This is a genomic window from Oecophyllibacter saccharovorans (assembly GCF_006542375.1).
Lineage (GTDB): Bacteria > Pseudomonadota > Alphaproteobacteria > Acetobacterales > Acetobacteraceae > Oecophyllibacter > Oecophyllibacter saccharovorans.
The window spans coordinates 1821847-1845026 of the sequence record NZ_CP038143.1; the positions used below are offsets into that span (position 1 = coordinate 1821847).

Sequence of the window (23180 nt, forward strand, 5' to 3'; positions counted from 1 at the left end):
TCACCTGGGCTGGAGAGGGATGTGTGGCCTTGTTGAGCAAGTGCCCCAACAGACTGGCGATAAATAACAAGACAAGATGGGTATCCGGCAATGAGCGAGATCGTCTCCCATATTGAATCCGCCGATCTGCAGACGCCCCTGGCAGTTTTCCTGCGCCTGTCCGGATTGGCTGAAGAAAAGGGGCAGGGACAGCACCGGCTTTTTTTCGAAAGCATCGAAGGCGGTCAGGCACGCGGGCGCTACTCGATTATTGCCCTGATGTCCGATACGGTCTGGGAATGCCGCAATGGTCGGGCGGAGCGTGACGGGGTGTTCCAGCCAGCCGGCCCCCTTGAATCCCTGCAGGCCCTTGTCGCTGAAAGCCAGATGCACCTTCCTGACCATCTGCCTACGATGATTGGCGGTGTATTCGGGGTGCTGGGGTATGACATGGTCCGGCAGATGGAAAACCTGCCCACGCCACCCCGCGATGATCTGCATCTGCCGGAAGGACTCATGGTCCGCCCACGGCTTTTCGCCGTTTTTGATACCGTGCGTGATGAGCTGATCCTGGCGGTGCCTGTCCGCAAAAGTCAGTCCCGTGCTGCAGCTGAGCAGCTTCTGGCCGAAGCGCGAGCGGCCCTGAAGGCACCGCTCCACCTGCCGGGGGAGACCCTGCCTGTCGGAACCGTTCTGCCACAGCCCCGCGCCAATATGAGCCATGAAGCGTTTCTGGAGAAAGTGGCGCGTGCCAAGGAATACATCGCAGCAGGCGATGCGTTCCAGATTGTGATCAGCCAGCGCTTTCACACGCCGTTTCCCCTCTCCGCACTGGCTCTCTACCGCAGTCTGCGGCGTGTCAATCCAGCTCCTTTCCTCTTCCTGATGGAACTGGGGGCCTATACGCTGGTCGGATCATCGCCCGAGATCCTCGTTCGGCTGCGGGAAGGGGAGGTGACGGTCCGTCCCCTGGCCGGCACGCGCAGACGGGGCGAAAACCGCGCTGAGGATCTTGCCCTTGAGCAGGAGCTGCTGGCCGATCACAAGGAGCGGGCTGAACACCTCATGCTGATTGATCTGGGGCGTAACGATGTTGGGCGCGTCACTGTCCCAGGCAGCGTGGCAGTGCCTGAGAAATTCATGATCGAGCGTTACAGCCACGTCATGCACATCACCTCCACCGTAACGGGCCGCCTGCAACCGGAACTCGGCGCGCTGGAGGCACTCAAGGCGACCTTCCCTGCCGGGACCCTGACCGGTGCACCGAAAATCAGGGCGATGGAGATCCTCGATGAGCTCGAGCCGACGCGGCGCGGGCCTTATGCGGGATGCGTGGGATATTTCGGCGCGGATGGCGATCTCGACACCTGCATCGGCCTGCGCATGGCCATGCTTCACCAGGGCGAGATGTATGTGCAGGCTGGCGCCGGTATCGTGGCTGATTCCGACCCGCAGGCGGAGTATCAGGAAACGCGTGCCAAGGCCCGGGCCCTTTTCAGGGCGGCGGAACTTGCGGTGGAACAGGCAGTGGAACTTGGGAAAAGACGACCGGACAATGATACTGCTGATTGATAACTATGACAGTTTCACCTTCAATCTGGTGCATCACTTCGGTGCATTGGGTTTGACGTGTGACGTGCGCCGCAATGATGCCCTGACTGCAGAGCAGGCACTGGCCCTGAAGCCGGCGGCGATCGTGCTTTCTCCAGGGCCCTGTGCGCCGGATCAGGCCGGCATCTGCTGCGAACTGATCGAGAAGGCTGCTGGAAAGATCCCGCTTCTCGGCGTGTGCCTCGGTCACCAGGCGCTGGGGCAGGTTTTCGGCGCCAGGGTGGTCAGAGCGCCTGAACCCGTGCACGGCAAGACCAGTCCTGTGCAGCATGACGGCACGGGCGTGTTTGCCGGCCTGCCTGACCCGGTACCGATGGTGCGCTATCACAGTCTGACGCTTGATCCCGCCAGTATTCCCGATGCGTTGCAGGTGAATGCCCGCACGCCCGATGGGGTGATCATGGGCATCCGTCACCGGGAGTATCCCCTGCACGGGGTTCAGTTCCACCCTGAAAGCATCGCGTCGGAATGGGGTGGGGAACTGCTGGCAAACTTCGCCCGTCTGGCCGGCTTGAAAACATCCGCCCCGACAGAAGGGGCGGCATGAAGGAAGAAGGGGACGAACAGGCTTTTTCAGCAGTCCTGCGTCGCCTGGTGCAGGGGGCCACGCTGACTTCTGCCGAAAGTACAGAGATTTTCGGCCAGATCATGAAGGGGTGCGTTCCCGAAAGCCAGCTTGCCGCTTTTCTGACGGCACTTGCCGTGCGCGGGGAAACGGAAGAGGAGCTTCTGGGAGCCGTAAGGGCCTTGCGGGGACAGATGCGCCCTCTCAGCCCACGGGCCGGGGCAGATTCTGCCGCCGAGCAGGGCGGGGTGGTGGATGTCTGTGGTACAGGGGGGGATGGTCTGGGGACGCTGAACGTTTCCACGGCCACCGCTTTTGTTCTGGCCGGGCTGGGCGTGCCGGTCGCCAAACATGGCGGGCGCGCCCTGTCGTCGCGAAGCGGTGCAACGGATGTGCTCGAAAAACTGGGTATACCCCCTGAAGCCGATATGAAGCGCCAGGCACGCAGGCTGGCTGAAACAGGGCTGGTTTTCCTGGCCGCTCCCTTCCATCATCCCGCCATGAAACAGGCAGCAGCTGTACGCAAGGCACTGGGGTTCCGCACCCTGTTCAATCTTCTGGGGCCTCTCTGCAATCCGGCAAATGTTACCCGCCAGCTGGTCGGGGTGTTTTCCCGCGCCTGGTGCGACCCGGTTGCCAATGTTCTTGAAACGCTGGGCAGCCATTCGGTGTGGGTGGTGCACGGTGAGACGGAAGAGGGCGGAATCGATGAACTGACCCTGGCTGGTCCCAGCTTTGCAAGTGTTCGTGAGCAGGGAAGGCAGTTCACCCTGACGCTTCACCCCGAGATGGCCGGCTTGAAAAGCCAGCCGGTTTCCGCCCTGCGCGGCGGGGACGTGCGGGAAAATGCGCGCCGCCTGGAAGCTCTTCTGCAAGGAGAAAAAGGATGTTATCGCGATACCGTTCTCTTCAACGCGGCGGTGGGGCTTCACGTTGCGGGTCGTGAAACTGTTCTTGCAGGTGAGGTGATTTCCCCCCATGCTTTGCAGCGAAATGTTGCCCTTGCTGCTGCTTGCCTCGATAGTGGCCGGGCCTATGAAGCCCTGCAACGCGCGCGTGAGAGCGTGCGGAATTGATCTGAAGCTAGACCCAGGATTCCTATGAATTTCTTGCCACAGCGACCGCTGAACACCTTTGCCCCTGACGATGGGGGCGTAGCGCCGGTTTCTGGCAAGCCCCCCGCAGATGGGGAAAAAATGCCTTCTTCCGGCACCTCTGTAGCCCCTGAAGATACCCAGGGCGGGGAGGCGTCGACAGAAACCAGTGCGTCATCGCAGCCGCTGACCCAACAGCACCCGGGCGACGTGCTGGAACGTATCTGTGCACGGGTGAGGCTGGATGTGGAACAGCGCTCACAGGTGATGCCCCTGAAGGAAATCACCACCCGCGCCCGCGAAATGACCGAACCGACTCGCGGCTTCGGACAGGCCTTGCAGCATGTGACAGCGGACCGGCGGGTCGGCCTCATTGCTGAAATCAAGAAGGCCTCCCCCACGGCGGGCATGCTGCGCCCTGATTATGATCCCGTCGGCCTGGCGCGCGCCTATCAGAACGCCGGGGCGACCTGCCTGTCGGTGGTGACGGAAAGTTCCTGCTTTCACGGCAGTGTTGAAGATTTCGAGGCTGTGCGCAAAGCCACCACCCTGCCCATCCTGCGCAAGGACTTCATTCTCGAAGCCTGGCAGGTTGCTGAAAGCCGGCTTATCGGGGCGGACTGCATTCTCCTGATCATGGCCATTCTCGATGAAGCCCACACGGCCGAGCTCATCGCGCTGGCCAAGGGCCTCGGCATGGATGTGCTGCTGGAAGTGCATAATCAGGAAGAACTGAACAGGGCCCTGGCTTATGACAGCTTCCTGATCGGCATCAACAACCGTGATCTCACCACGTTGCAGACCAATATCGATACGACCCTTGAGCTGGCTCCGCTGGTGCCGCCCGATCGCCTGATCGTCTCCGAAAGCGGGATCAAGACCCATGCCGATCTGGAAAAAGTCGGCTCGGTTGGTGCAAGCGCTGTCCTGGTCGGCGAAGCATTGCTGCAGGAACTTGATCCGGGGCTTGCGGCCAGAGGGCTGCTCGGTTTTTAGGAAAACCGGATGAAAGCGCTGCTGCTTTCTCCTCATATCGTCTTGAGGAAGAAGTGGCAGGCTTTCCTGTTACCGGTCTTTTCCCAGTCTGGCTAAGGTGCCTCTGAATAGGGGCGCGCCGCCAGAACTGGAAGAGAGAGATTTCTTGTGGAGAATTCTGGTGCCATGAATACGCCTGTAGATAGATCCATTGCCTCCCGCAGCCCGGAGCTGACCAAAGCCCAGATGGAGCAGGCCTATATAGACATGCTCCTGGTGCGTCGTTTTGAGGAAAAAGCCGGTCAGCTTTATGGCATGGGGGTGATCGGCGGGTTCTGCCATCTTTACATCGGTCAGGAAGCCGTGGTGGTGGGCATCGGCATGGCCATGAAAAAAGGTGATCGCTCCATTACCTCCTATCGCGATCACGGCCAGATGCTCGTTGCCGGCATGACTCCGCGCGGCGTCATGGCTGAACTGACAGGGCGCGTGACGGGATACTCCAAGGGTAAGGGAGGCTCCATGCACATGTTCTCCAGAGAGAAGGAGTTCTATGGCGGTCACGGCATCGTCGGAGCTCAGGTCGCTCTGGGGACGGGCTTGGGCTTTGCCAGTGCTTACCGCCAGGATGGTACGGCGGCGGTGGTCTATTTCGGCGATGGCGCTGTCAATCAGGGCCAGGTTTATGAAAGCTTCAATCTGGCTGCGCTGCTCAAGCTTCCCTGCCTGTATGTGCTTGAGAACAACCATTACGGGATGGGCACTGCTGTCGAGCGTGCCTCAGCCTCCGACAATCTGGCCCGCAATGCTGCCCCCTGGGGGATTGCTACCCGGGAAGTGGACGGCATGAATGTGGGGGCAGTCTATGAAGCCGCAGCTGAAGGGCTTGAGCATTGCCGTTCAGGCAAGGGGCCCTTCTTTCTGGTGGTCGATACCTACCGTTACCGCGGTCACTCCATGTCAGATCCGGCACGTTACCGCTCCCGGGCGGAAGTGGATGAAATGCGCAAAACGCGCGATCCGATCGAAAGCCTGAAGGCTCTCATGCACCAGCACGGGGTGGAGGAAGAGTTTTTCCGCAAGGCCGAGGCGGAGGTGAAAGCAGTCGTCAGGGATGCCGCTGAGTTCGCTCAGAGCAGCCCCGAGCCTGACGAAGCTGAGCTCTGGACCGATGTCGTAGTGGAGGACTGAACCATGGCCTCGCACATTCTCATGCCGGCTCTTTCGCCCACCATGACGCATGGCACCCTGGCCAGATGGCTGAAAAAGGAAGGCGATGCCGTCCAGGCTGGCGAAGTGATTGCCGAGATCGAGACCGACAAGGCCACCATGGAAATGGAAGTGGCTGAAGACGGAATCCTGGGCCCTGTGCTGATAGCGGACAATACGGCTGACATTGCCGTCAACACGCCTTTGGCCGTTCTGCTGGAAGAGGGGGAGACAGCCGCCCAGGCTGAGGCACGGCTGGGCGTCTCTCCCCAGCAGATGGCGCCTGCATCAGCCGGGTCGGGCTCCGCAAGTCCTGAAAAACCCTCTGCGCCCGGTTCTCGAACGGCTTCACAGGCTGAAAGGGAAACGACCCTCCCAGGGGAAAAGGACTGGGGGGAGACGCGCGAGATTACGGTGCGCGAGGCACTGCGCGATGCGATGGCGGCTGAAATGCGTCGCGACAAGGATGTCTTTCTGCTGGGTGAAGAAGTCGCGGAATACCAGGGCGCTTACAAGATCAGCCAGGGTCTGCTGGAGGAATTCGGTCCACGGCGGGTCTATGACATGCCGATCAGTGAGCATGGTTTCACGGGGATGGCGGTTGGCGCGGCCCTGACCGGCCTGCGGCCCATCGTTGAATTCATGACCATGAATTTTTCCATGCAGGCCATTGATCACATCATCAATTCTGCTGCCAAGACGCGTTACATGTCAGGCGGCCAGATGGCCTGTCCCATCGTCTTCCGTGGCCCTAACGGGGCTGCGGCGCGCGTGGGTGCGCAGCATTCGCAGTGCTATGCCAGCTGGTATGCCCATGTCCCGGGACTGAAGGTGGTGGCACCCTGGTCGGCCGCAGATGCCAAGGGCCTGTTGCGGGCGGCGATCCGCGACCCCAATCCGGTCGTGGTGCTCGAAAACGAAATCCTGTACGGGCAGCGTTTTCCATGTCCCGTGGATGAGGAATTCATTCTTCCGATCGGCAAGGCCAAGATCGAGCGTGAGGGCAGTGATGTGACCTTGGTCGCATTTTCGATCATGGTGGGGGTTGCGCTGGAGGCGGCGGAACTGCTGGCGCAGGAAGGAATTTCTGCTGAAGTCATCAATCTGCGCACCCTGCGCCCGTTGGACCGCGAAACCATCCTCAACAGCATCCGCAAGACCAGCCGGGTCGTTTCAGTTGAAGAAGGCTGGCCTGTGGCGGGAATCGGCGCTGAAATCTGCACATTGGCGGTCGAGGAAGCCTTTGACTGGCTGGACGCGCCGCCTGCGCGCGTTGCCGGGCTGGATATTCCCCTTCCTTATGCCGCCAATCTGGAAAAACTGGCTCTTCCCAAACCTCAATGGGTTGTTGATGCCGTGCGCAAGCAGTTTCGGGACTGAAATTATGGCCACTGATATATTGATGCCGGCCCTGTCGCCGACCATGAAAACAGGTACCCTGGCCAGATGGCTGAAAAAGGAAGGCGATACTGTCGCGCCAGGCGATGTAATTGCCGAGATCGAAACCGATAAAGCCACCATGGAAATGGAAGCGGTGGAAGAGGGAATTCTCGGCAGGATATTCGTGCCTGAGGGAACGGCGGATATCGCTGTGAACACCCCCATTGCTGTTATGGTGGAACCTGGTGAAACTGTGCCCGAGAAGCCCGTTACGGAGTCAGGAGCGCCAATCAAGACGCTCCAAGAGGCAGAAAAAGAGAAAAACGCCCAGCTTTCCCAGACGGCGTCCAGCACAAAAGCTGTCGGAAATCAGCTTGGCCACGGAGAAGGGCAGACTGCCAAGGGGGAACGGCTCTTCATTTCCCCGCTTGCGCGCCGACTGGCTGCAGAACACGGTGTGGCTGTAGAGCAGATCAGAGGCACCGGTCCCAAAGGGCGCATCCTGCGGCGTGATGTCGAAGCTTCTCTGCCCGTTGCCCGGCCTGCTGAAGCGCCGGTTACACCGGTTACAGCAGATGCAGCACAGGAGGTGCAGCGCACGCCTCACAGTACGATGCGCAAGGTGATAGCGCGACGGCTGACGGAATCAAAAACGCAGGTTCCGCATTTCTATGTGTCGATGGATATCGAGCTTGACGCTCTTCTGGCCCTGCGGAGTCAGCTCAACGAGGCGCTGGCTGATGAAGGGGTGCGGGTTTCGGTCAATGACATGATGATCAAGGCCGTGGCCCTGGCACTCAGGAAACTGCCGCAGCTCAACGTGCAGTTCACCGAAACGGAGCTGCTGCAGTTTCCTGAAGTCGACATCTCCATGGCCGTTTCCATTCCGGATGGTCTGATCACGCCTATCATCCGCAATGCCGATCGCAAGTCCCTGCGCGATATCAGCCGGGAGGCTAAAGAGCTGGTTGGGCGGGCGCGGGCAGGGAAGCTGAAGCCGGAAGAATTTCAGGGCGGGACCTTCTCCATCTCCAACATGGGCATGTTCGGCGTGCGTGACTTCGCAGCCATCATCAATCCGCCCCAGGCCGCCATCCTGGCCATCGGGGCTGGGGAGAAACGGCCGGTTGTGCGGGGAGAGGCGCTTGAAATCGCGACCGTCATGACCGTGACGCTTTCAGTTGATCACCGGGCGATTGATGGCGCGCTCGGAGCGCAATGGCTGAAAGTCCTGCGTGATATTGTCCAGAATCCTTTTTCATTGGTGGTCTGACCCATGGCTGATTTTTACGATCTGATCGTGATCGGAGGGGGCCCCGGCGGCTATGTGGCCGCCCTGCGGGCCAGCCAGCTCGGTATGAAAGTCGCCCTGGTCGAGACCGCTCAGCTGGGAGGCGTCTGCCTGAACTGGGGATGCATTCCAACCAAGGCGCTGCTGAGGGCGGCGGAGCTCTACAGCAATCTCTTTCACCTGCATGAATTCGGCCTGTCGGCCACCAATCCCTCTTTCGATCTCGAAAAAGTCGTGGCCCGGTCAAGGCATGTTGCTCAGCAGATGGGACGCGGCGTTGGGTACCTGATGAAAAAAGCCGGTATCACCGTTGTGGAAGGATATGGCCGGCTGGACGGCAAGAAGGGGGAGGCCCATAACGTGCAGGTTCTGCGCGAGGGTGAGGTAAGCGTTACCCTCCAGGCTCCCCATGTCATCCTGGCTACCGGTGCGCGTGCCCGTCAGCTGCCGGGGTTGGAGCAGGACGGAAAGCTCATCTGGGGCGCGCGGGAAGCCATGACGCCTGCCAGCCTGCCAAAGCGCCTGCTGGTCATCGGCTCGGGAGCAATCGGCACGGAATTCGCCTCCTTCTACCGGGATATGGGAAGTGAGGTGACGATCGCCGAGGTTGCGGACCGTATCCTGGTGGCTGAAGATGCCGAGATCAGCCAGCTGGCGCAGAAAGCCTTTGAAAAACGTGGCATGAGAATTCATACCGCCACCAAGGTGGGGTCCCTCCATAAAAAGGACGATGAAGTCAGCACGACACTCGAAACACCGAAGGGGAAAATTGACCTGACAGTGGACCGGGTTATCTGCGCGGTCGGGGTGCAGGGCAATGTAGAGAATCTCGGCCTGGAGAAGACGGCTGTGCAGGTGGAAGGCAGCTTTGTCGTCACCGATGAATTCTGCCGCACGGGGGAAGCGGGCATCTATGCGATCGGGGACCTGGCCGGCCCGCCCTGTCTGGCCCACAAGGCCAGTCATGAAGGCGTGATCTGCGTCGAGAAGATCAGCGGACGCTCTCCCGAACCGCTCCAGATGATGAATATCCCTGGCTGCACTTACTCCCGGCCCCAGATCGCTTCAGTCGGACTGACAGAAGCGCAGGCTGCTGAAAAGGGGCGCAAGCTCCGCATCGGGCGTTTTCCCTTCCGTGCCAATGGTAAAGCGGTTGCGATGGGTGAGCCGGACGGCCTGACCAAGACCATTTTTGATGCTGAAACCGGCGAGCTTCTCGGGGCGCACATGATCGGTGCGGAAGTGACGGAGATGATCCAGGGCTTCGTCATTGCGCGCACCGGTGAGCTGACGGAAGCCGAGCTGGCTGAGACGGTCTTCCCGCATCCGACCATTTCAGAAACGATGCATGAATCCGTTCTGGCCGCTCACGAAGGGGCGCTGCATATCTGACTGCCATGGCCCAGCATTTCATCGTAGATCATCGCCAGCCCCGCAACGGGGCACGGGTGCGCCATCCTGAAAAGATGCACCGTCCTGACAATCCCGTGCAGCGCAAACCGGCCTGGATCCGGGTACGCGCCCCCGGTCATCCGGTTTACCGGGAAACGCAGCAGCTGATGCGTGACCATCAGCTGTCCACTGTCTGTGAAGAAGCCGCCTGTCCCAATATCGGTGAGTGCTGGTCCCAGCGTCATGCCACCATGATGATCATGGGAGAGATCTGCACGCGCGCCTGCGCCTTCTGCAATGTCACGACCGGCCTGCCTCAGCCCCTTGATCCCCAGGAACCGGCCCGGGTTGCTCAGGCGGTGGCCCGTCTCGGGCTGCGTCATGTGGTCATCACCTCGGTAGACCGGGACGACCTGCCAGATGGCGGCGCGGCCCATATCGCTGCCGTGATCAGGGCGATACGCCAGCAGGCGCCTGAAACCACTGTCGAGGTGCTGACCCCTGATTTTCTGCGCAAGGCAGGAGCTCTGGAGATCGTGGTGGCTGCCCGACCCGATGTTTTCAATCACAATATCGAAACCGTGCCGCGCCTCTATCCCTCTATCCGGCCGGGAGCGCGTTATTATCAGTCCCTGCGCCTGCTGGACCGCGTAAAACAGCTGGACCCGTCCATCTTCACCAAGTCCGGCCTGATGCTGGGATTGGGCGAGGAACGCGAAGAAGTGAGCCAGGTGATGGACGATTTCCGCATTGCCGATGTGGACTTCCTGACCTTGGGTCAGTATCTGCAGCCTTCAGTCAAACATGCGCCGGTCCGGGAATTCGTGACACCGGAAGAATTCGGAAATTATGCTGCCCAGGCACGGGGCAAGGGCTTTCTTCAGGTCAGCGCCACCCCGCTGACGCGTTCTTCCTATCATGCTGACCGGGATTTCGCCTCTTTGCAGGCCGAACGCGCGCGCCGTCTGGAGAAAAGCCGCTGATGCCGACCCATGCCGAGCAGAAGATCGTTCCCTATACGGCAGAACAGCTTTTCGAGCTGGTGGCAGATGTCGGAAAATATCCGGAGTTTCTGCCCTGGTGCCTGAAAGCGGTGGTGACGTCACGCACGGAGCATGAGCTCATTGCCGAACTAGTGGTGGGGTTCGGCCCTTTCCGGGAAGCCTATACCAGCCGCGTGGAGCTGGACCGTCCGCACCGTATTGTCGTGCGCTGCATCCGCGGCCCTTTCCAGCGCCTTGAAAATATCTGGACCTTTCACCCGGTGCCGGAAGGCTGCGCAATCGATTTCTACGTGGATTTCGAGTTCCGGTCGCGGCTGCTGCGCAACGCCATCGGCATGGTCTTCAATGAAGGGGTGCGCCTGATGGTAAAGGCCTTCATGGCGCGGGCACGTGATATTTACGGCCCGCCTGTCACCCGCCTGTCCTAAGCCAGTCACGGGTAGACAAAGGCTGATTTGTGTTGAAAAGGATACACCTGCCTATTGTGTCTCATCTCCTGCCAGCGGGGAGGGATAAGGGGGCAGGGAAGTATTTGTTTTTGCATTCTGATCGTTCTAGAGTGCTGAGAGGTTCGCTACAGAAGCGAACGCCTGAGGAGGATGTTATGAAAAAACTGTCTCTTTCCGCTTTTGCCATGTCCGGTCTGATGGCTGTGGCTGCTCCCGCTTTTGCTGCACCTGCTCATCATCATGGTGGCACCCATCATGCCCGTAAGGGTCATGCGCATCACGGCCGTCGCGGCGCCGGTGCTGGTGGCCAGCAGTCTGTTCAGGCCCAGGATCAGGGCACTGCCGACCTGAATGCGGCTTCCCTGCAGAAAGCCCAGACCCCGGTCATGCCTGCTGCTCCGGCAATGGGCGCGCAGACCATGGGTGGTATGCCTGCAGTACCCGCAGCGCCTGCCGCTCCGGTTGCGCCTGCCATGCCTGACGTGCCCCCGGCTCAGTAAGGCCTTCAAGGGCGTTCCCGGAAAAGCCGAATTCAAAATTTCAGTTTTCGGCGTTTCGGGTTCGCCCCTCCGCTTTCCAGCGGCAGAGATGAGGCCTCAGAGCGCATCTTTCCTCTGCAAGGCGTATGAAAACGGCTTCTTCGGAAGCCGTTTTTTATTGCGGACTTATTGAGCGCTGTCGGAATATTTGTCCCGAATTCTGGTTCTCAAGGGGGTGAAAGCCTGTCCTTCTTAAGGGTGTAAAGACTGTAATCGGTTTCAATGTGTTCGATGTAATGACGGGTTTCGTCTGCAGGAAGCAATTCGATCCAGCCAAGCAGGTTCATTTCTTCCGGTTGGCAGAGGCCACCCGTAAAAGTGCTGCCTGGTGCCTCAGCCAGCCACTGGCGTGTCCGTCCGGGACCCGCGTTATAAGCGGCCAGGAAATAAGGGATACGGTCCTCGAAACGCCTGCTCAGATCTTGCAGGTAAAGCGTGCCGAGCAGAAGATTCGTCCGGGGGTCCTGCAGGGCGACAGGCGTGCTGGCCTGCCCGGTCCTGTGAAGCCGTGAGACCTGGCGGGCTGTGGGCGGGCGCAGCTGCATCAGGCCGTAAGCCTGCGCTGGACTGACAGCCTTTGGGTCTCCGCTGCTTTCCTGGCGGACCAGAGCTGCAATCAGTTCGGGAGGGAGCTGGCTCTCCGGCACTGCAAAAAGCTCTGCTTCATAAGGCAGCGGATAAGCGAGGGGGTAGAGGGTCTGGCCCTGGCGTGCCAGGGCACGCCCTGCCAGGATTGCGCCTTTGGCATTGCCGAGTTTATCGGCTTCCCGCGCGGCTTGGTGGAGTTCACCCGCTGTCTCGGTGCGCAGCACCAGCCACGTCAGAAAAAGCGATGCACCTGCCTTGTTTCCTTCAGCAGTCAGGATTTCAGCGGCATCAGCCAGGTCCTGGCGGGCAAGCGGTGCTGGATCAGGCGATGAAAGATCCCCAAGTCTTGACTGCAGCCCTACCAGAAAATCCCTGTCACGTTGGGAAGCGGTAAGATAAGGCGTGTGTGTCAGGCAGGCATGGGAGAACTGACCGTAAAAAGTCGTCGGATAACGGCTGGCCGCCTGCAAGGTATCCTGTGCCTTTTCCTTTTTGCCGGCTGCCGCTTCAGCCTGCGCCAGCCAGTGCAGCGCTTGGGCACGGGCTGAAAGGGAAGGGGCCGCTTGCAAGGGCTTGAGGAACTGTTTGGCACGGTCAGGCTGGTTGAGGCGCAAGGCTGCATAGGCGCTCAGAAAGCCATTGTCCTGACGGGCTGTTTCTGCGGGCGGAAGGGTGGTATCCCCAGCCAGCTTGAAGGCTGCCCCAGCGTCGCCCTGTTGCAGGAGCAGCCGCATGAGCGCGTTGCGTTCCTTGGTCCAGGCCTTGCGGCGCGTTATATCTTCAAGCTCTGTCTGGACCGGCAGCCCGCTCGCTTCCCAGAGCTGCAGGGCTTCAGCGGTAGCCTGGCTGCGGCGCAGCACTTGCAGGCGCAGAAGGGTCAGGGCCTCGTCACTCTGCTGCTGGGGGGACAGTTGCTGATAAAGGTCTGCAACGTCATTTCCACCTTGCCGCAGGCTGAGCCTCAGGCGCGCAAGCGGCTGCTGTTCAGGGGCCAGCTCCATGATGTGTCTGGCGGCATTCGAGAGGGCGCCATGGCTTTCAAGCCATAGAAAACGCTGCCACTGGTCTTCGGGAGTCAGGGTGGCGCCATAGTGTGCTGACAGGCGTGCGGCTGTTGCTTCATCAAGCGTATAGCGCCACAGTTTGCGGGCCTGCACAGCCCCATCAGGCAGGTAAGCCGTGCAGGCCAGCAGGGAATCCACCTGTCTCAGGGGCACCACGGGACAGAAGGCTTGCAGGACCGTTGGGTCCTGTTCATGTTTCAGGGCTTCTTCAAAGCGCCACTGAATGCGCAGCAGAAGCGGCCAGTCCGGTTTGTCGCGCAGGAAATTCCCATAACGTGCGGCTGGAAAATGGCCGCCCTGTGGCCCGGTAAGAACCTGCCATTCCGCCAGGCGGGAGGCGAGTGACATATTCTGCGCGGGGTTTCCCTCGATCGGGGCCGCCCAGGCGGGTTGCAGAGGAGCGCTGAGCACAAGCCCGATCCCCATCAGCCTGACAAAGAGAGAGCGATTCCGGTTACGCCAGAACATGCAGCAGCTCCCCCCCTCCCTGAAGCACGAGGCGAAGTGCTACCGCGATGATCGCTATGATTCCAAGCCAGCCGATCAGACGATAACGCCGGATCAGGGGGGCTGAAAGGGCCGTTGCCCCCAGGGTGAGGACCATGGAAAGCCCCATGCCGATCCCCAGTATGATGGGGTAGTGTTCTGCCGCGCCGGCAACGCCGAGCACGTTGTCCAAGCTCATCGCCAGATCGGCCACGATGATCTGCAGCATGACCTCCCCCAGTTTCGGGGCACTGTGGACCGGGCTGGTGTTGGAGGATTGCTGCAGGTCGCGCCAGCTCTGCCAGCCCATCCACAGCAACAGCAACCCGCCCAGTAGCTTGAGGCCCGGCAGGTGGAACAGCGTGCCGATGATGAGGGCCATTGCCAGCCGCAGGAGCGTGGCAAACAGGAGGCCGCACCATTTGGCCAGGTGCTGCTGGCGAACAGGGAGATTCTGCACGGCGCGCGCAATCGCCAGAGCGTTGTCTCCAGCCAGGGTCAGGTCAATCAGGATAACGGCAATCAAGGCCAGCAATCCGCCGGGCGTTAGCTCGAGAAGAAGCTGCTCTGACATGCAGGGACCCTTTTACCGGGAGGAGACGGATTGAAGCTCGGATCCAGTTTAAAACCTGAAGCGGCATATGGCACCAGAAAACGCCTGAAGACGTCAGAAAACGAGTGTCTTTCCAAGACTTACCCGAACTTCTGAGGGCCGGAAGGGCTCTGGGCAACAGGGGGGATCTTGTCTAAAACACCTTCTGCCGGAACAGGGCCGTCTGTTCCGGCAGCGTCCTTTACAGAGAGCGTTCAGCCGGAGTTGCTTCATGGTCCCCCGTTATTCCCGTCCCCGGATGACTGCTATCTGGTCGCCCGTCAACCGCTACCGGATCTGGTTCGAGATTGAGGCCCTGGCCTGCGAGGCGCTGGCTGAACGCGGGGAAATCCCCGAGGAGGCTGCACGCACCATCCGCCAGCGGGGGGATGCGGCCATGGCGATGTTCAGTGAGGCCGACGTGGCCCGCATTGACGAGATCGAGGCGGAAACCCGCCATGACGTCATTGCCTTCCTGACTTGGCTTGCGGAAAAGATCGGTCCCGACAGCCGTTTCGTGCATCTGGGCATGACGTCGTCAGATGTGCTTGATACCTGCCTGGCCGTCCAGCTGACCCAGGCCTGTGACGTGCTGCTTGAAGACATGGATGCGGTTCTCGCCGCCTTGCGCAAGCGGGCTCAGGAGCACAAACATACTGTCACGATCGGGCGCAGCCACGGCATCCATGCCGAGCCGACCAGTTTCGGCCTCAAGCTGGCGGGGCACTATGCGGAATTCAAGCGCAACCGCCGCCGGCTTGAGGCCGCACGCGATGAAATTGCTGTCTGTGCGATTTCAGGGGCGGTGGGGACCTATGCCCATATCGACCCTGAAGTGGAAAGATACGTGGCTGAGAAGCTCGGTCTCAAGCCTGAAGACGTTTCCACCCAGGTTATCCCGCGTGACAGACACGCGGCTTTCTTCTGCGCGCTGGCGGTGACGGCAAGCGCGATTGAGCGCCTGGCTGTGGAAGTGCGCCACCTGCAGCGTTCTGAAGTGAGAGAAGCGGAAGAGTTCTTCCATGCCGGCCAGAAGGGCAGTTCAGCCATGCCCCACAAGCGCAATCCGGTGCTGTCAGAGAACCTGACGGGTCTGGCCCGGCTGATCCGTTCCTACGCGGGGCCTGCTCTCGAGAATGTCGCCTTGTGGCACGAGCGCGATATCAGCCATTCCTCCGTTGAGCGCAATATCTGCCCGGATGCGACCATCACGCTGGATTTCGCCCTGATGCGCCTGGCCACGATGATCGACAAGCTGACCATCTATGCGGACCGCATGCAGGCCAATGTTGATAGCCTGGGCGGGGTAGTGCACTCCGGTGAGGTGCTCCTGGCTCTGGCGCGGGCCGGCATTTCGCGCGAAGACGCCTACCGCATCGTGCAGAAAGCGGCCATGGAAACCTGGTCGAAACTGGGCACTGGTGAGGGACGGAGTTTCCGGCAGAATCTCGAGGCTGCGCCGGAAGTAGTGGAAAAGATCAGTGCCGAAGTGCTGGATGATGCCCTTGACCCCGCCCGTCACCTGAAAGCGGTGGACGATGTTTTTGCGCGCGTGTTCACTGACTGAAGCAGCTGGAACTGAAGTTTCTGGCAGAAAACGGAGCCCCTCTATGTCCTCAGCGCCAGCGCCCCGCTCGCTTGCAGCGCGGCAATCGTGATAAGAGGACGTGACAAGAGGAAAAGCTCAAGGAAAATCGCTTCTCTGAGCAGCGCTTGCGGCGTGTGGCTGCGAGAGCGGGTTTCCACATGAATAGATGGGGATGAAGCTCATGGCGCGCCGTCGTCAGATTTATGAGGGAAAAGCCAAGATTCTGTTCGAGGGGCCTGAGCCAGGAACTATCGTCCAGTATTTCAAGGACGATGCCACGGCCGGCAACGGGGCCAAGAGCGGGGTCATCACCGGCAAAGGGGTGCTGAACAACAGGATCAGCGAGTTCCTGATGCTCAAACTCAGGGATATCGGAATCCCGACCCATTTCATCAAACGCCTCAACATGCGTGAGCAGCTGGTCCGGGCAGTGGAGATCATTCCGCTGGAAGTGGTGGTCCGCAACGTGGCTGCCGGCTCACTCTCCAAACGCTTCGGCATCGAGGAAGGCACGCGTCTGCCGCGCCCCCTGGTTGAGTTCTATTACAAGAATGATGCGCTGAACGACCCGATGGTTTCGGAAGAGCACATCACCGCCTTCAACTGGGCCTGCGCGCATGATCTGGATGATATCTGCGGCTATGCCGTAAGAGTGAATGATTTCCTGTGCGGGCTTTTTGCCGGTGTGGGGATCACGCTTGTCGATTTCAAGCTGGAATTCGGCCGCCTCTGGGACAATGACGAGATGCGCATTGTTCTGGCAGATGAAATATCTCCCGACAACTGTCGCCTGTGGGATGCCAGGACGAATGAAAAGCTCGACAAGGACCGCTTCCGCCGTGATATGGGCCGTGTCGAGGAAGCGTATCAGGAAGTGGCCCGCCGTCTCGGCATTCTGCCGGAAACGGGCTATGGAGAGAACATGGCAACGGAGAACCACGCATGAAGGTCCGAGTGTTCGTTTCCCTGAAGGAGGGCGTGCTGGATCCCCAGGGAAAGGCCGTCGGCCACGCCCTGGAAAATCTGGGCTTCAGGGATATAGGGGAGGTCCGGATCAGCCGCGTCGTCGATCTCGACGTCCCGGCTGCCACCGCCCAGGAAGCGGTTGAAAAAGGTGAAGCCATGGCCCGCGCCCTGCTGGCCAATGAGGTGATTGAAGATTTCAGAGTGGAGGCAGCATCATGAAAAGTGGATTTCTGAAAGTCGGAGCGAAACACCGGACAGCCCGGTCAGCAATTGGTCTGGTGCTGGCAGCGGGTGCCGCGCTGTGCATGAACGTGACCGGGACTGCGCATGCCCAGCGCGTTTCCCGGGTGAACGGGAAAGGCCTTGGCGCCATGTGCAGCCAGGCCAAGAGCGTGGGGCTCTGTGATGCCTATCTTTCAGGCGTCATGGACAGTGAGGTATGGGCCCGGGACTATGCCGTCTTCCGCCATGACCCGCGCGCGCCGGTTGCCTTCTGCGTGCCGCCCAAGCAGACGGCAGCTCAGGTGCGCAATGTCGTGGTGGCCTGGCTCGGCGCACACCCGACCACCCTTGGGGAGCCTGCCGGGAAAGACGTTTATCTGGCTCTCCATGACATGTATCCCTGTCCGAGCCGCCCTGTTGCTCAGCCGGCCGGTGCGCTCACGCCAGCCCCCGCTCAGCCGGAGCCGGAAAAAAATGTGATGGAGCACGGTAAATGAAGGCTGGAATCGTCGTTTTTCCCGGCACCAACCGGGAGCGCGACATGATCCAGGCTCTGACCGGAATTTCAGGAAACACGCCGCGTATCCTGTGGCACCAGGAAGAGGCTCTGACCGGCCTCGACCTGGTCGTGCTGCCAGGCGGCTTCAGCTACGGGGATTACCTGCGCAGCGGCGCCATGGCGGCTCATTCGCCCATCATGAAAGCCGTGCGCCGTTTTGCTGAACGGGGCGGTTACGTGCTGGGCGTGTGCAATGGTTTTCAGATCCTCACTGAAGCCCGATTGCTTCCAGGGGCCCTGCTGCGCAATGCGGGAATGCGCTTTCTGTCGCAGGACTGTTTACTGAAGGTTGAAGCCTCTGACAGCGCCTTTACGCGGGGATGGCAGAAAGGCGACGTCTTCCGGGCTCCGATGGCCCATGGGGACGGCAATTACACAGCCGCGCCCGAGGTTCTGGACCGTCTTGAAGGGGAAGGGCGGATCGCTTTCCGTTACTGCGGGCCGACAGGTGAGGTGGAGGCAGAGAACCGCGCTTTCAATCCCAATGGCAGCGCCCGGGCGATTGCAGGCGTGCTCAGCGAGAACCGCCGCGTGTGCGGGCTGATGCCTCATCCGGAAAACCTGACCGATCCCGCCCTGGGCCCCACAGACGGCCAACCCCTGTTCAGAAGTCTCGTGGAGACGTTCATCGCATGAATACTGCAGTTTCAGCCCCTGTGGTCGATCTGGAGCTGGCACGGTCATTCGGCCTGACCGATGAGGAATATGCCAAGGTTCTCAAGATCATGGGCCGTACCCCGAGCCTGACGGAGCTTGGGATCTTTTCGGTCATGTGGTCGGAGCACTGCTCCTATAAGTCATCACGCCGCCATCTGCGCACGCTGCCCACGAAAGCCCCCTGGGTCATTCACGGGCCGGGCGAGAATGCGGGGGTGGTGGATATCGGCGATGGGCTAGCGGCCATTTTCAAGATGGAAAGTCACAATCACCCCTCCTTCATCGAACCTTACCAGGGGGCAGCCACAGGGGTCGGAGGCATCCTGCGTGACGTGTTCACGATGGGTGCGCGGCCTGTCGCCAATCTGAACGCCCTGCGTTTCGGCGATCCGAACGCGCCCGATACGAAACGCGTGGTTGACGGCGTGGTGCGGGGCATCGGCGGTTATGGAAACTGCGTTGGGGTGCCCACTGTGGGCGGGGAAGTGAATTTTCACCCCTCCTATAACGGCAATCCCCTGGTCAACGCCATGACCGTGGGAATTGCTGCCCAGGACCGGATCTTTCTTTCCGCAGCAGCGGGGGTGGGCAATCCGGTCGTGTATGTGGGCGCCAGAACGGGGCGTGACGGCATTCACGGGGCCACGATGTCCTCAGCGGAGTTCGATGAGGAATCGGCTTCCAAACGACCTACTGTGCAGGTCGGGGATCCCTTTACCGAGAAGCTGCTGATCGAGGCCTGCCTGGAGCTGATGGCGACCGATGCCGTCGTTGCCATTCAGGATATGGGGGCTGCGGGCCTGACCTCTTCAGCCGTGGAAATGGCCAGCAAGGGCGGGATGGGCATCGAGCTTGATCTCGACGCCGTGCCACAGCGTGAAGCCGGCATGACCGCTTATGAGATGATGCTCTCTGAAAGCCAGGAACGGATGCTGATGGTCCTGCGCCCCGAGCGCACGGAGGAAGCTCGGCGCATCTTTGAAAAGTGGGATCTTGATTTTGCGGTCATCGGTCATCTGACGGAAAGTGGCCATATCGTTATCCGTCACCGCGGGCAGACTGAAGCGGATATCCCCCTGGAACCCCTGGCTGATGAAGCCCCGGTTTATGACCGCCCGGTCCAGCTGACCCCGCCGCCTGCGCCTGTGCTGGCGCCAGCCGATCCGGTCGGTATTGAAAAAGCCCTTCTGACGCTGCTTGAATCTCCTGATCTGGCTTCGCGTGCCTGGATCTGGAACCAATATGACAGCACGGTCGGCGGCCAGACGGTTCGGCGCCCGGGCGGGGCCGATGCCGCTGTCATCCGCGTGGAAGGCACCAAGCGCGGGCTTGCCATGACGACTGACTGCACGCCGCGCTACGGCCAGGCCGATGCCTGGGTTGGCGGCGCGCAGGCGGTTGCCGAAGCCTGGCGCAATCTGACGGCCACAGGAGCCCGCCCGCTGGCGGTGACGGATAATCTGAATTTCGGCAGTCCCGAAAATCCGCAGATCATGGGTCAGTTCGTCGAAGCGATCCGAGGCATGGGCGATGCCTGCCGGGCACTGGATTTCCCGGTCGTGAGCGGCAATGTGTCGCTTTACAACGAAACACGCGATGAAAATGGCCAGGCGACCGCCATTCTGCCCACCCCTGCCATCGGGGCAGTCGGGGTGATTGACGACCTGGCGCATGTGACAGGCATGCAGATGCCGGCTGAAGGCACTATCCTGCTGATCGGGGAGACGCGCGGGGAGCTGGGTCAGTCCCTGTGGCTGCGAGAGGTTTGCGGTCGTGAGGAAGGCGCACCACCCCGTGTGGACCTGCACGCTGAGCGGCGCAACGGGGATTTCGTGCGTGGATTGATACAGGCCGGGAAAATCACTTCCTGTCATGATGTTTCTGACGGCGGATTGCTGGTTGCGGTAGCCGAGATGTGCATGGCCGGCCAGAACGGCGCTTCGCTGCGTGCAGCCCCACATGGCCTGCCCGAACAGGGATTCTGGTTCGGCGAAGATCAGGGGCGTTATGTGGTGGTAGCGCCTGACGGAGAAGAAATCTTTGCAGCCGCTGAGGCCGCAGGCATTCCCGTGCGCACGCTGGGAGAGGCGGGGGGTGAGCACCTGTCTCTTCCCTCGGGGGCCGCGCTGACAGTGGCGGGGTTGCAGGAAATCAACGGGGCTTTCTTTAAACGTTTTATGGGAGAAGACTGAGATGGCCATGTCGGCACAGGAAATTGAACGCACGATCCGTTCTGCCATTCCCGATGCCCAGATCACCGTGACCGATCTGGCCGGTGACGGGGACCATTATGCCTGCGAAGTGGTCAGTGAACAGTTCCGTGGGCTGCCCCGCGTCCGGCAGCACAAGATGGTCTATGACGCTTTCGGCGGGCGTATGGGCACGGAACTGCATGCGTTGTCTGTCCAGACCCGCACGCCTTGAACGGCGCTTTCCGGAAAGTTGGGGGAGTATGCAGGCTTCCCTCTTCAGCCAATCCCACAGGAGGGGTTGAATTCGGACAAGCAAGTTCCTTTTTATGGAAAAGACTTTGTGCCTGTCGCGCGCGAGTCGTGGAAAAGCTGCCAGGCCACAGCACACCTGCCGCTTTCAGCCTTGATCAGTAAGGAAATCTTATGAGTGAAGACATCTTCAAGACCATTCAGGGCATGATCGACGCCCATCCTGTCATGCTGTTCATGAAGGGGGAGAAAAACGCTCCGCAATGCGGTTTTTCCGCCCGGGTCGTCCAGATTCTCACCCATCTCGACGTTCCGTTCGACACCTGTAATGTCCTGAGCAACCCGGAACTGCGCCAGGGCATCAAGGATTTCTCCCAGTGGCCGACGATTCCCCAGCTATATGTCAAGGGGGAGTTCATCGGTGGATGTGACATTGTGACCGACATGTACCAGAACGGCGAGCTTGAAGCGTTGCTGGCAGAGAAGGGAATCACCAAGAAGGCCTGAAATTTCGGGAAAAAGTGTGAGGTGGAAGAGGAAGGCCCCAAGAACCTGCCTGCCGTTAAAAGATATTTTCCGGTCCAGGACATTTTTCTTTCCCCGACCCACTAGCCTGCCAGTGGGAAAGCTGGTTTGATAAGCCGGCTCAGACAGAGCGGGAACAGAGAAGAGTGGAGTGGGTGAAGAATGGGGCGTTTCTGGAAAGCGGCAGCAGTGCTTGGGGTGGCCGGGTTGGCTGCAATTGTTGCCAAGGCTGCCTGGGCGGATCGGGTTATCTCTGATTATGAAGCCAGCAAGCTGACCTTCAGCGCTCTTATTGCTCCTCCTTCAGCGTATCACCATCATTCTGTTGCCCGTCATTTCGTTGCCATGGCCCATCACCGCTCCTATGCCGCGCCCGTGCAGCTGGCCCGGCGCCACACAGCGCCTTCCCTGGTGCGCAATGTGGCTTTCCGGGGCCGGGTGATTGCTCCCCATGCCCGTAAGAGCCACAAGCACCGCGGCTGAACAAAAAAACAGTTCTGACATCTTGGAAAGGGCCCGCGTTTTTCGAAACGTGGGCCCTTTCTGCATTCAAGCTTGCCGACCTCCTCACGCTCCCCAGGGCTGTCAGTATTGGCGCAGAATGTCCTGCAGGTGACAGTGCTGGCCCTGGTGGTCAAAGGCGATCAGATCAAACCTGGTGTTTTCGCGTCCCCAATCTGGACGGGTCTGAAGCAGATAGTCCAGCGTCTTGAGCAGACGGCTGGCCTGGCGGGGGTGCAAGGCGGTCGTGCTGTCGCTGAGAAAGCGGCGGCGTTTGACTTCCACACCCACGAGCCAATGCTGATTTTCAACCAGTAGATCCACTTCTCCGAAGGGTGTCCGCAGGCGCTGTCCAAGCAGATGGTATCCAGCGGTCTGCAGAAGAGCCAGCGCCTGCTGCTCGGCTTGCAGCCCGCTCTCATAGGCCTTTTGCCCGCGTCGGCGCCGAACGGGTGAAGGGTGGCCTGCTGAAGGCCTGTCGCCGATCAGCTGCGTTCTCTGATCAACCGTGCGGCCTCAGGAGCGAAATAGGTCAGTACTCCGTTGCAGCCGGCGCGCTTGAAGGCCAGAAGGCTTTCCAGAATGGTCTGATCACGGTCAAGCCAGCCGTTTTCGATGGCGCCCATCAGCATGGCGTATTCACCTGACACCTGGTACGCAAAGGTCGGAACGGCGAATTTCTCCCGGACGCGCCGGATGATGTCCAGATAGGGCATGCCGGGCTTGACCATGACCATGTCAGCCCCTTCCGCTAAGTCACAGGCCACTTCCCGCAGGGCTTCATCTGAATTGGCCGGGTCCATCTGGTAGGTTTTCTTATCCCCCTTCAGCAGGTTCCCTGATCCCAGCGCATCGCGGAAGGGGCCATAGAAGGCTGAAGCATATTTGGCAGCATAGGCCATGATGCGTGTGGTGGTATGGCCATGGCTGTCCAGGGTTTCACGGATGGCCCGTATCCGCCCGTCCATCATGTCGGAAGGGGCGATGATATCAATGCCGGCCTGCGCTTCATGCAGAGCCTGCTTCTGCAGCAACGGTATGGATTCGTCGTTGAGCACATAACCATCTTCAACCAGACCGTCATGACCGTGTGAGGTATAGGGGTCGAGCGCCACGTCTCCCACCAGGCCCAGCTGCGGAAACTCCTTTTTCAGCAGCCGCGCGCTCCTGCACATCAGGTTGTCCGGGTTGACCGCTTCAGTGCCGGCTTCGTCCCGGATCTTCAGCGGGGTGACCGGAAAGAGGGCAATAGCTGGAATGCCGAGGTTGACTGCCGGCGCCACATGGGCTGCAAGCCGGTCCAGACTGACGCGGCTCACGCCGGGCATGGCCTGCACCGGCTGCTGCTGGCCCTGTCCTTCACAGACGAAAACGGGCCAGATGAGGTCATCAACCTGCAGGGTGTTTTCAGCCACCAATCGCCGGGTGAAAGCATCATGGCGGTTACGGCGCAGGCGCGCATGGGGAAAATGTGCATGTGTCATGGCGCTTATCATGACGCCT

The 23180-nt window shown here is 60.3% G+C and carries 24 protein-coding genes; 20 read left to right on the plus strand and 4 right to left on the minus strand.

Features of this window, described 5'->3' with window-relative positions; genetic code table 11:
• The first annotated feature begins 90 nt into the window (after positions 1-90).
• The 11 genes from trpE (at position 91) to E3E11_RS07920 (ending at position 11449) form a co-directional block, all read left to right on the plus strand.
• The gene (trpE, locus tag E3E11_RS07870) at positions 91-1551 is read left to right on the plus strand and encodes an anthranilate synthase component I (protein ID WP_141451900.1); all 1461 of its coding nucleotides are present in this window, start codon (positions 91-93) and stop codon (positions 1549-1551) included.
• Entirely contained in the window at positions 1535-2137 is a 603-nt protein-coding gene (locus tag E3E11_RS07875; RefSeq protein WP_141451901.1) for an anthranilate synthase component II, read from the plus strand. The genes trpE and E3E11_RS07875 overlap by 17 nt, the downstream gene beginning before the upstream one ends.
• Positions 2134-3231, plus strand: coding sequence for an anthranilate phosphoribosyltransferase (trpD, locus tag E3E11_RS07880; RefSeq protein ID WP_141451902.1), 1098 nt, complete (start codon positions 2134-2136; stop codon positions 3229-3231). Before E3E11_RS07875 ends, trpD begins: the two co-directional genes overlap by 4 nt.
• Positions 3232-3255: 24 nt before the next feature.
• Positions 3256-4245, plus strand: coding sequence for an indole-3-glycerol phosphate synthase TrpC (gene trpC / locus E3E11_RS07885; RefSeq protein ID WP_141451903.1), 990 nt, complete (start codon positions 3256-3258; stop codon positions 4243-4245).
• Between the two features lie 165 nt (positions 4246-4410).
• A complete protein-coding gene (pdhA, locus tag E3E11_RS07890; RefSeq protein ID WP_141451904.1) occupies positions 4411-5415 on the plus strand; it encodes a pyruvate dehydrogenase (acetyl-transferring) E1 component subunit alpha in 1005 nt (334 codons plus the stop codon).
• Between the two features lie 3 nt (positions 5416-5418).
• Positions 5419-6813, plus strand: a complete 1395-nt coding sequence (locus tag E3E11_RS07895; RefSeq protein ID WP_141451905.1) for a pyruvate dehydrogenase complex E1 component subunit beta — start codon at positions 5419-5421, stop codon at positions 6811-6813.
• Between the two features lie 4 nt (positions 6814-6817).
• On the plus strand, positions 6818-8086 hold the full coding sequence (locus E3E11_RS07900; protein ID WP_141451906.1) for a pyruvate dehydrogenase complex dihydrolipoamide acetyltransferase: 1269 nt from the start codon (positions 6818-6820) through the stop codon (positions 8084-8086).
• A gap of 3 nt (positions 8087-8089) precedes the next feature.
• Positions 8090-9496 (plus strand): dihydrolipoyl dehydrogenase, encoded by a 1407-nt coding sequence (gene lpdA, locus E3E11_RS07905; RefSeq protein WP_141451907.1) that lies wholly within the window; start codon positions 8090-8092, stop codon positions 9494-9496.
• A 5-nt stretch (positions 9497-9501) separates the two neighbouring features.
• Entirely contained in the window at positions 9502-10479 is a 978-nt protein-coding gene (lipA, locus tag E3E11_RS07910) for a lipoyl synthase (protein ID WP_141451908.1), read from the plus strand.
• Positions 10479-10928, plus strand: coding sequence for a type II toxin-antitoxin system RatA family toxin (locus E3E11_RS07915; protein ID WP_141451909.1), 450 nt, complete (start codon positions 10479-10481; stop codon positions 10926-10928). Before lipA ends, E3E11_RS07915 begins: the two co-directional genes overlap by 1 nt.
• A 176-nt stretch (positions 10929-11104) precedes the next feature.
• The gene (locus tag E3E11_RS07920) at positions 11105-11449 is read left to right on the plus strand and encodes a hypothetical protein (protein ID WP_141451910.1); all 345 of its coding nucleotides are present in this window, start codon (positions 11105-11107) and stop codon (positions 11447-11449) included.
• 206 nt (positions 11450-11655) lie between these two features.
• Here the strand turns inward: E3E11_RS07920 and E3E11_RS07925 are convergent, their stop codons facing one another.
• Both E3E11_RS07925 and E3E11_RS07930 read right to left on the minus strand, forming a co-directional pair.
• Positions 11656-13608, minus strand: coding sequence for a lytic transglycosylase domain-containing protein (locus E3E11_RS07925; RefSeq protein WP_141451911.1), 1953 nt, complete (start codon positions 13606-13608; stop codon positions 11656-11658).
• Complete coding sequence (locus E3E11_RS07930) at positions 13595-14200, minus strand: YjbE family putative metal transport protein (RefSeq protein WP_141451912.1); 606 nt, start codon at positions 14198-14200, stop codon at positions 13595-13597. Before E3E11_RS07930 ends, E3E11_RS07925 begins: the two co-directional genes overlap by 14 nt.
• A gap of 250 nt (positions 14201-14450) precedes the next feature.
• On the opposite strand from E3E11_RS07930, the gene purB reads away from it, so the two are divergent.
• The 9 genes from purB (at position 14451) to E3E11_RS07975 (ending at position 21659) form a co-directional block, all read left to right on the plus strand.
• A complete protein-coding gene (gene purB, locus E3E11_RS07935; protein WP_141451913.1) occupies positions 14451-15785 on the plus strand; it encodes an adenylosuccinate lyase in 1335 nt (444 codons plus the stop codon).
• Between the two features lie 202 nt (positions 15786-15987).
• Entirely contained in the window at positions 15988-16752 is a 765-nt protein-coding gene (purC, locus tag E3E11_RS07940) for a phosphoribosylaminoimidazolesuccinocarboxamide synthase (RefSeq protein ID WP_141451914.1), read from the plus strand.
• Positions 16749-16991, plus strand: a complete 243-nt coding sequence (gene purS / locus E3E11_RS07945; RefSeq protein ID WP_141451915.1) for a phosphoribosylformylglycinamidine synthase subunit PurS — start codon at positions 16749-16751, stop codon at positions 16989-16991. Before purC ends, purS begins: the two co-directional genes overlap by 4 nt.
• Complete coding sequence (locus tag E3E11_RS08600; protein WP_231118905.1) at positions 16988-17491, plus strand: Rap1a/Tai family immunity protein; 504 nt, start codon at positions 16988-16990, stop codon at positions 17489-17491. The genes purS and E3E11_RS08600 overlap by 4 nt, the downstream gene beginning before the upstream one ends.
• The gene (gene purQ, locus E3E11_RS07955; protein ID WP_141451916.1) at positions 17488-18189 is read left to right on the plus strand and encodes a phosphoribosylformylglycinamidine synthase subunit PurQ; all 702 of its coding nucleotides are present in this window, start codon (positions 17488-17490) and stop codon (positions 18187-18189) included. Before E3E11_RS08600 ends, purQ begins: the two co-directional genes overlap by 4 nt.
• Positions 18186-20402, plus strand: coding sequence for a phosphoribosylformylglycinamidine synthase subunit PurL (gene purL, locus E3E11_RS07960; RefSeq protein ID WP_141451917.1), 2217 nt, complete (start codon positions 18186-18188; stop codon positions 20400-20402). Before purQ ends, purL begins: the two co-directional genes overlap by 4 nt.
• A 1-nt stretch (position 20403) precedes the next feature.
• Positions 20404-20634 carry a BolA family protein gene (locus E3E11_RS07965; protein WP_141451918.1) on the plus strand — a complete coding sequence of 77 codons (231 nt, stop codon included), beginning with the start codon at positions 20404-20406 and terminating at the stop codon, positions 20632-20634.
• Between the two features lie 191 nt (positions 20635-20825).
• Positions 20826-21158 (plus strand): Grx4 family monothiol glutaredoxin, encoded by a 333-nt coding sequence (grxD, locus tag E3E11_RS07970; protein ID WP_141451919.1) that lies wholly within the window; start codon positions 20826-20828, stop codon positions 21156-21158.
• A 180-nt stretch (positions 21159-21338) separates the two neighbouring features.
• Positions 21339-21659 carry a hypothetical protein gene (locus E3E11_RS07975; RefSeq protein WP_141451920.1) on the plus strand — a complete coding sequence of 107 codons (321 nt, stop codon included), beginning with the start codon at positions 21339-21341 and terminating at the stop codon, positions 21657-21659.
• A 102-nt stretch (positions 21660-21761) separates the two neighbouring features.
• On the opposite strand, the gene E3E11_RS07980 is transcribed toward E3E11_RS07975, so the two are convergent.
• Both E3E11_RS07980 and hemB read right to left on the minus strand, forming a co-directional pair.
• Positions 21762-22088 carry a YraN family protein gene (locus E3E11_RS07980; protein ID WP_277751716.1) on the minus strand — a complete coding sequence of 109 codons (327 nt, stop codon included), beginning with the start codon at positions 22086-22088 and terminating at the stop codon, positions 21762-21764.
• Positions 22089-22162: 74 nt separating this feature from the next.
• Positions 22163-23161, minus strand: coding sequence for a porphobilinogen synthase (gene hemB / locus E3E11_RS07985; protein ID WP_231118906.1), 999 nt, complete (start codon positions 23159-23161; stop codon positions 22163-22165).
• Between the last annotated feature and the right edge of the window lie 19 nt (positions 23162-23180).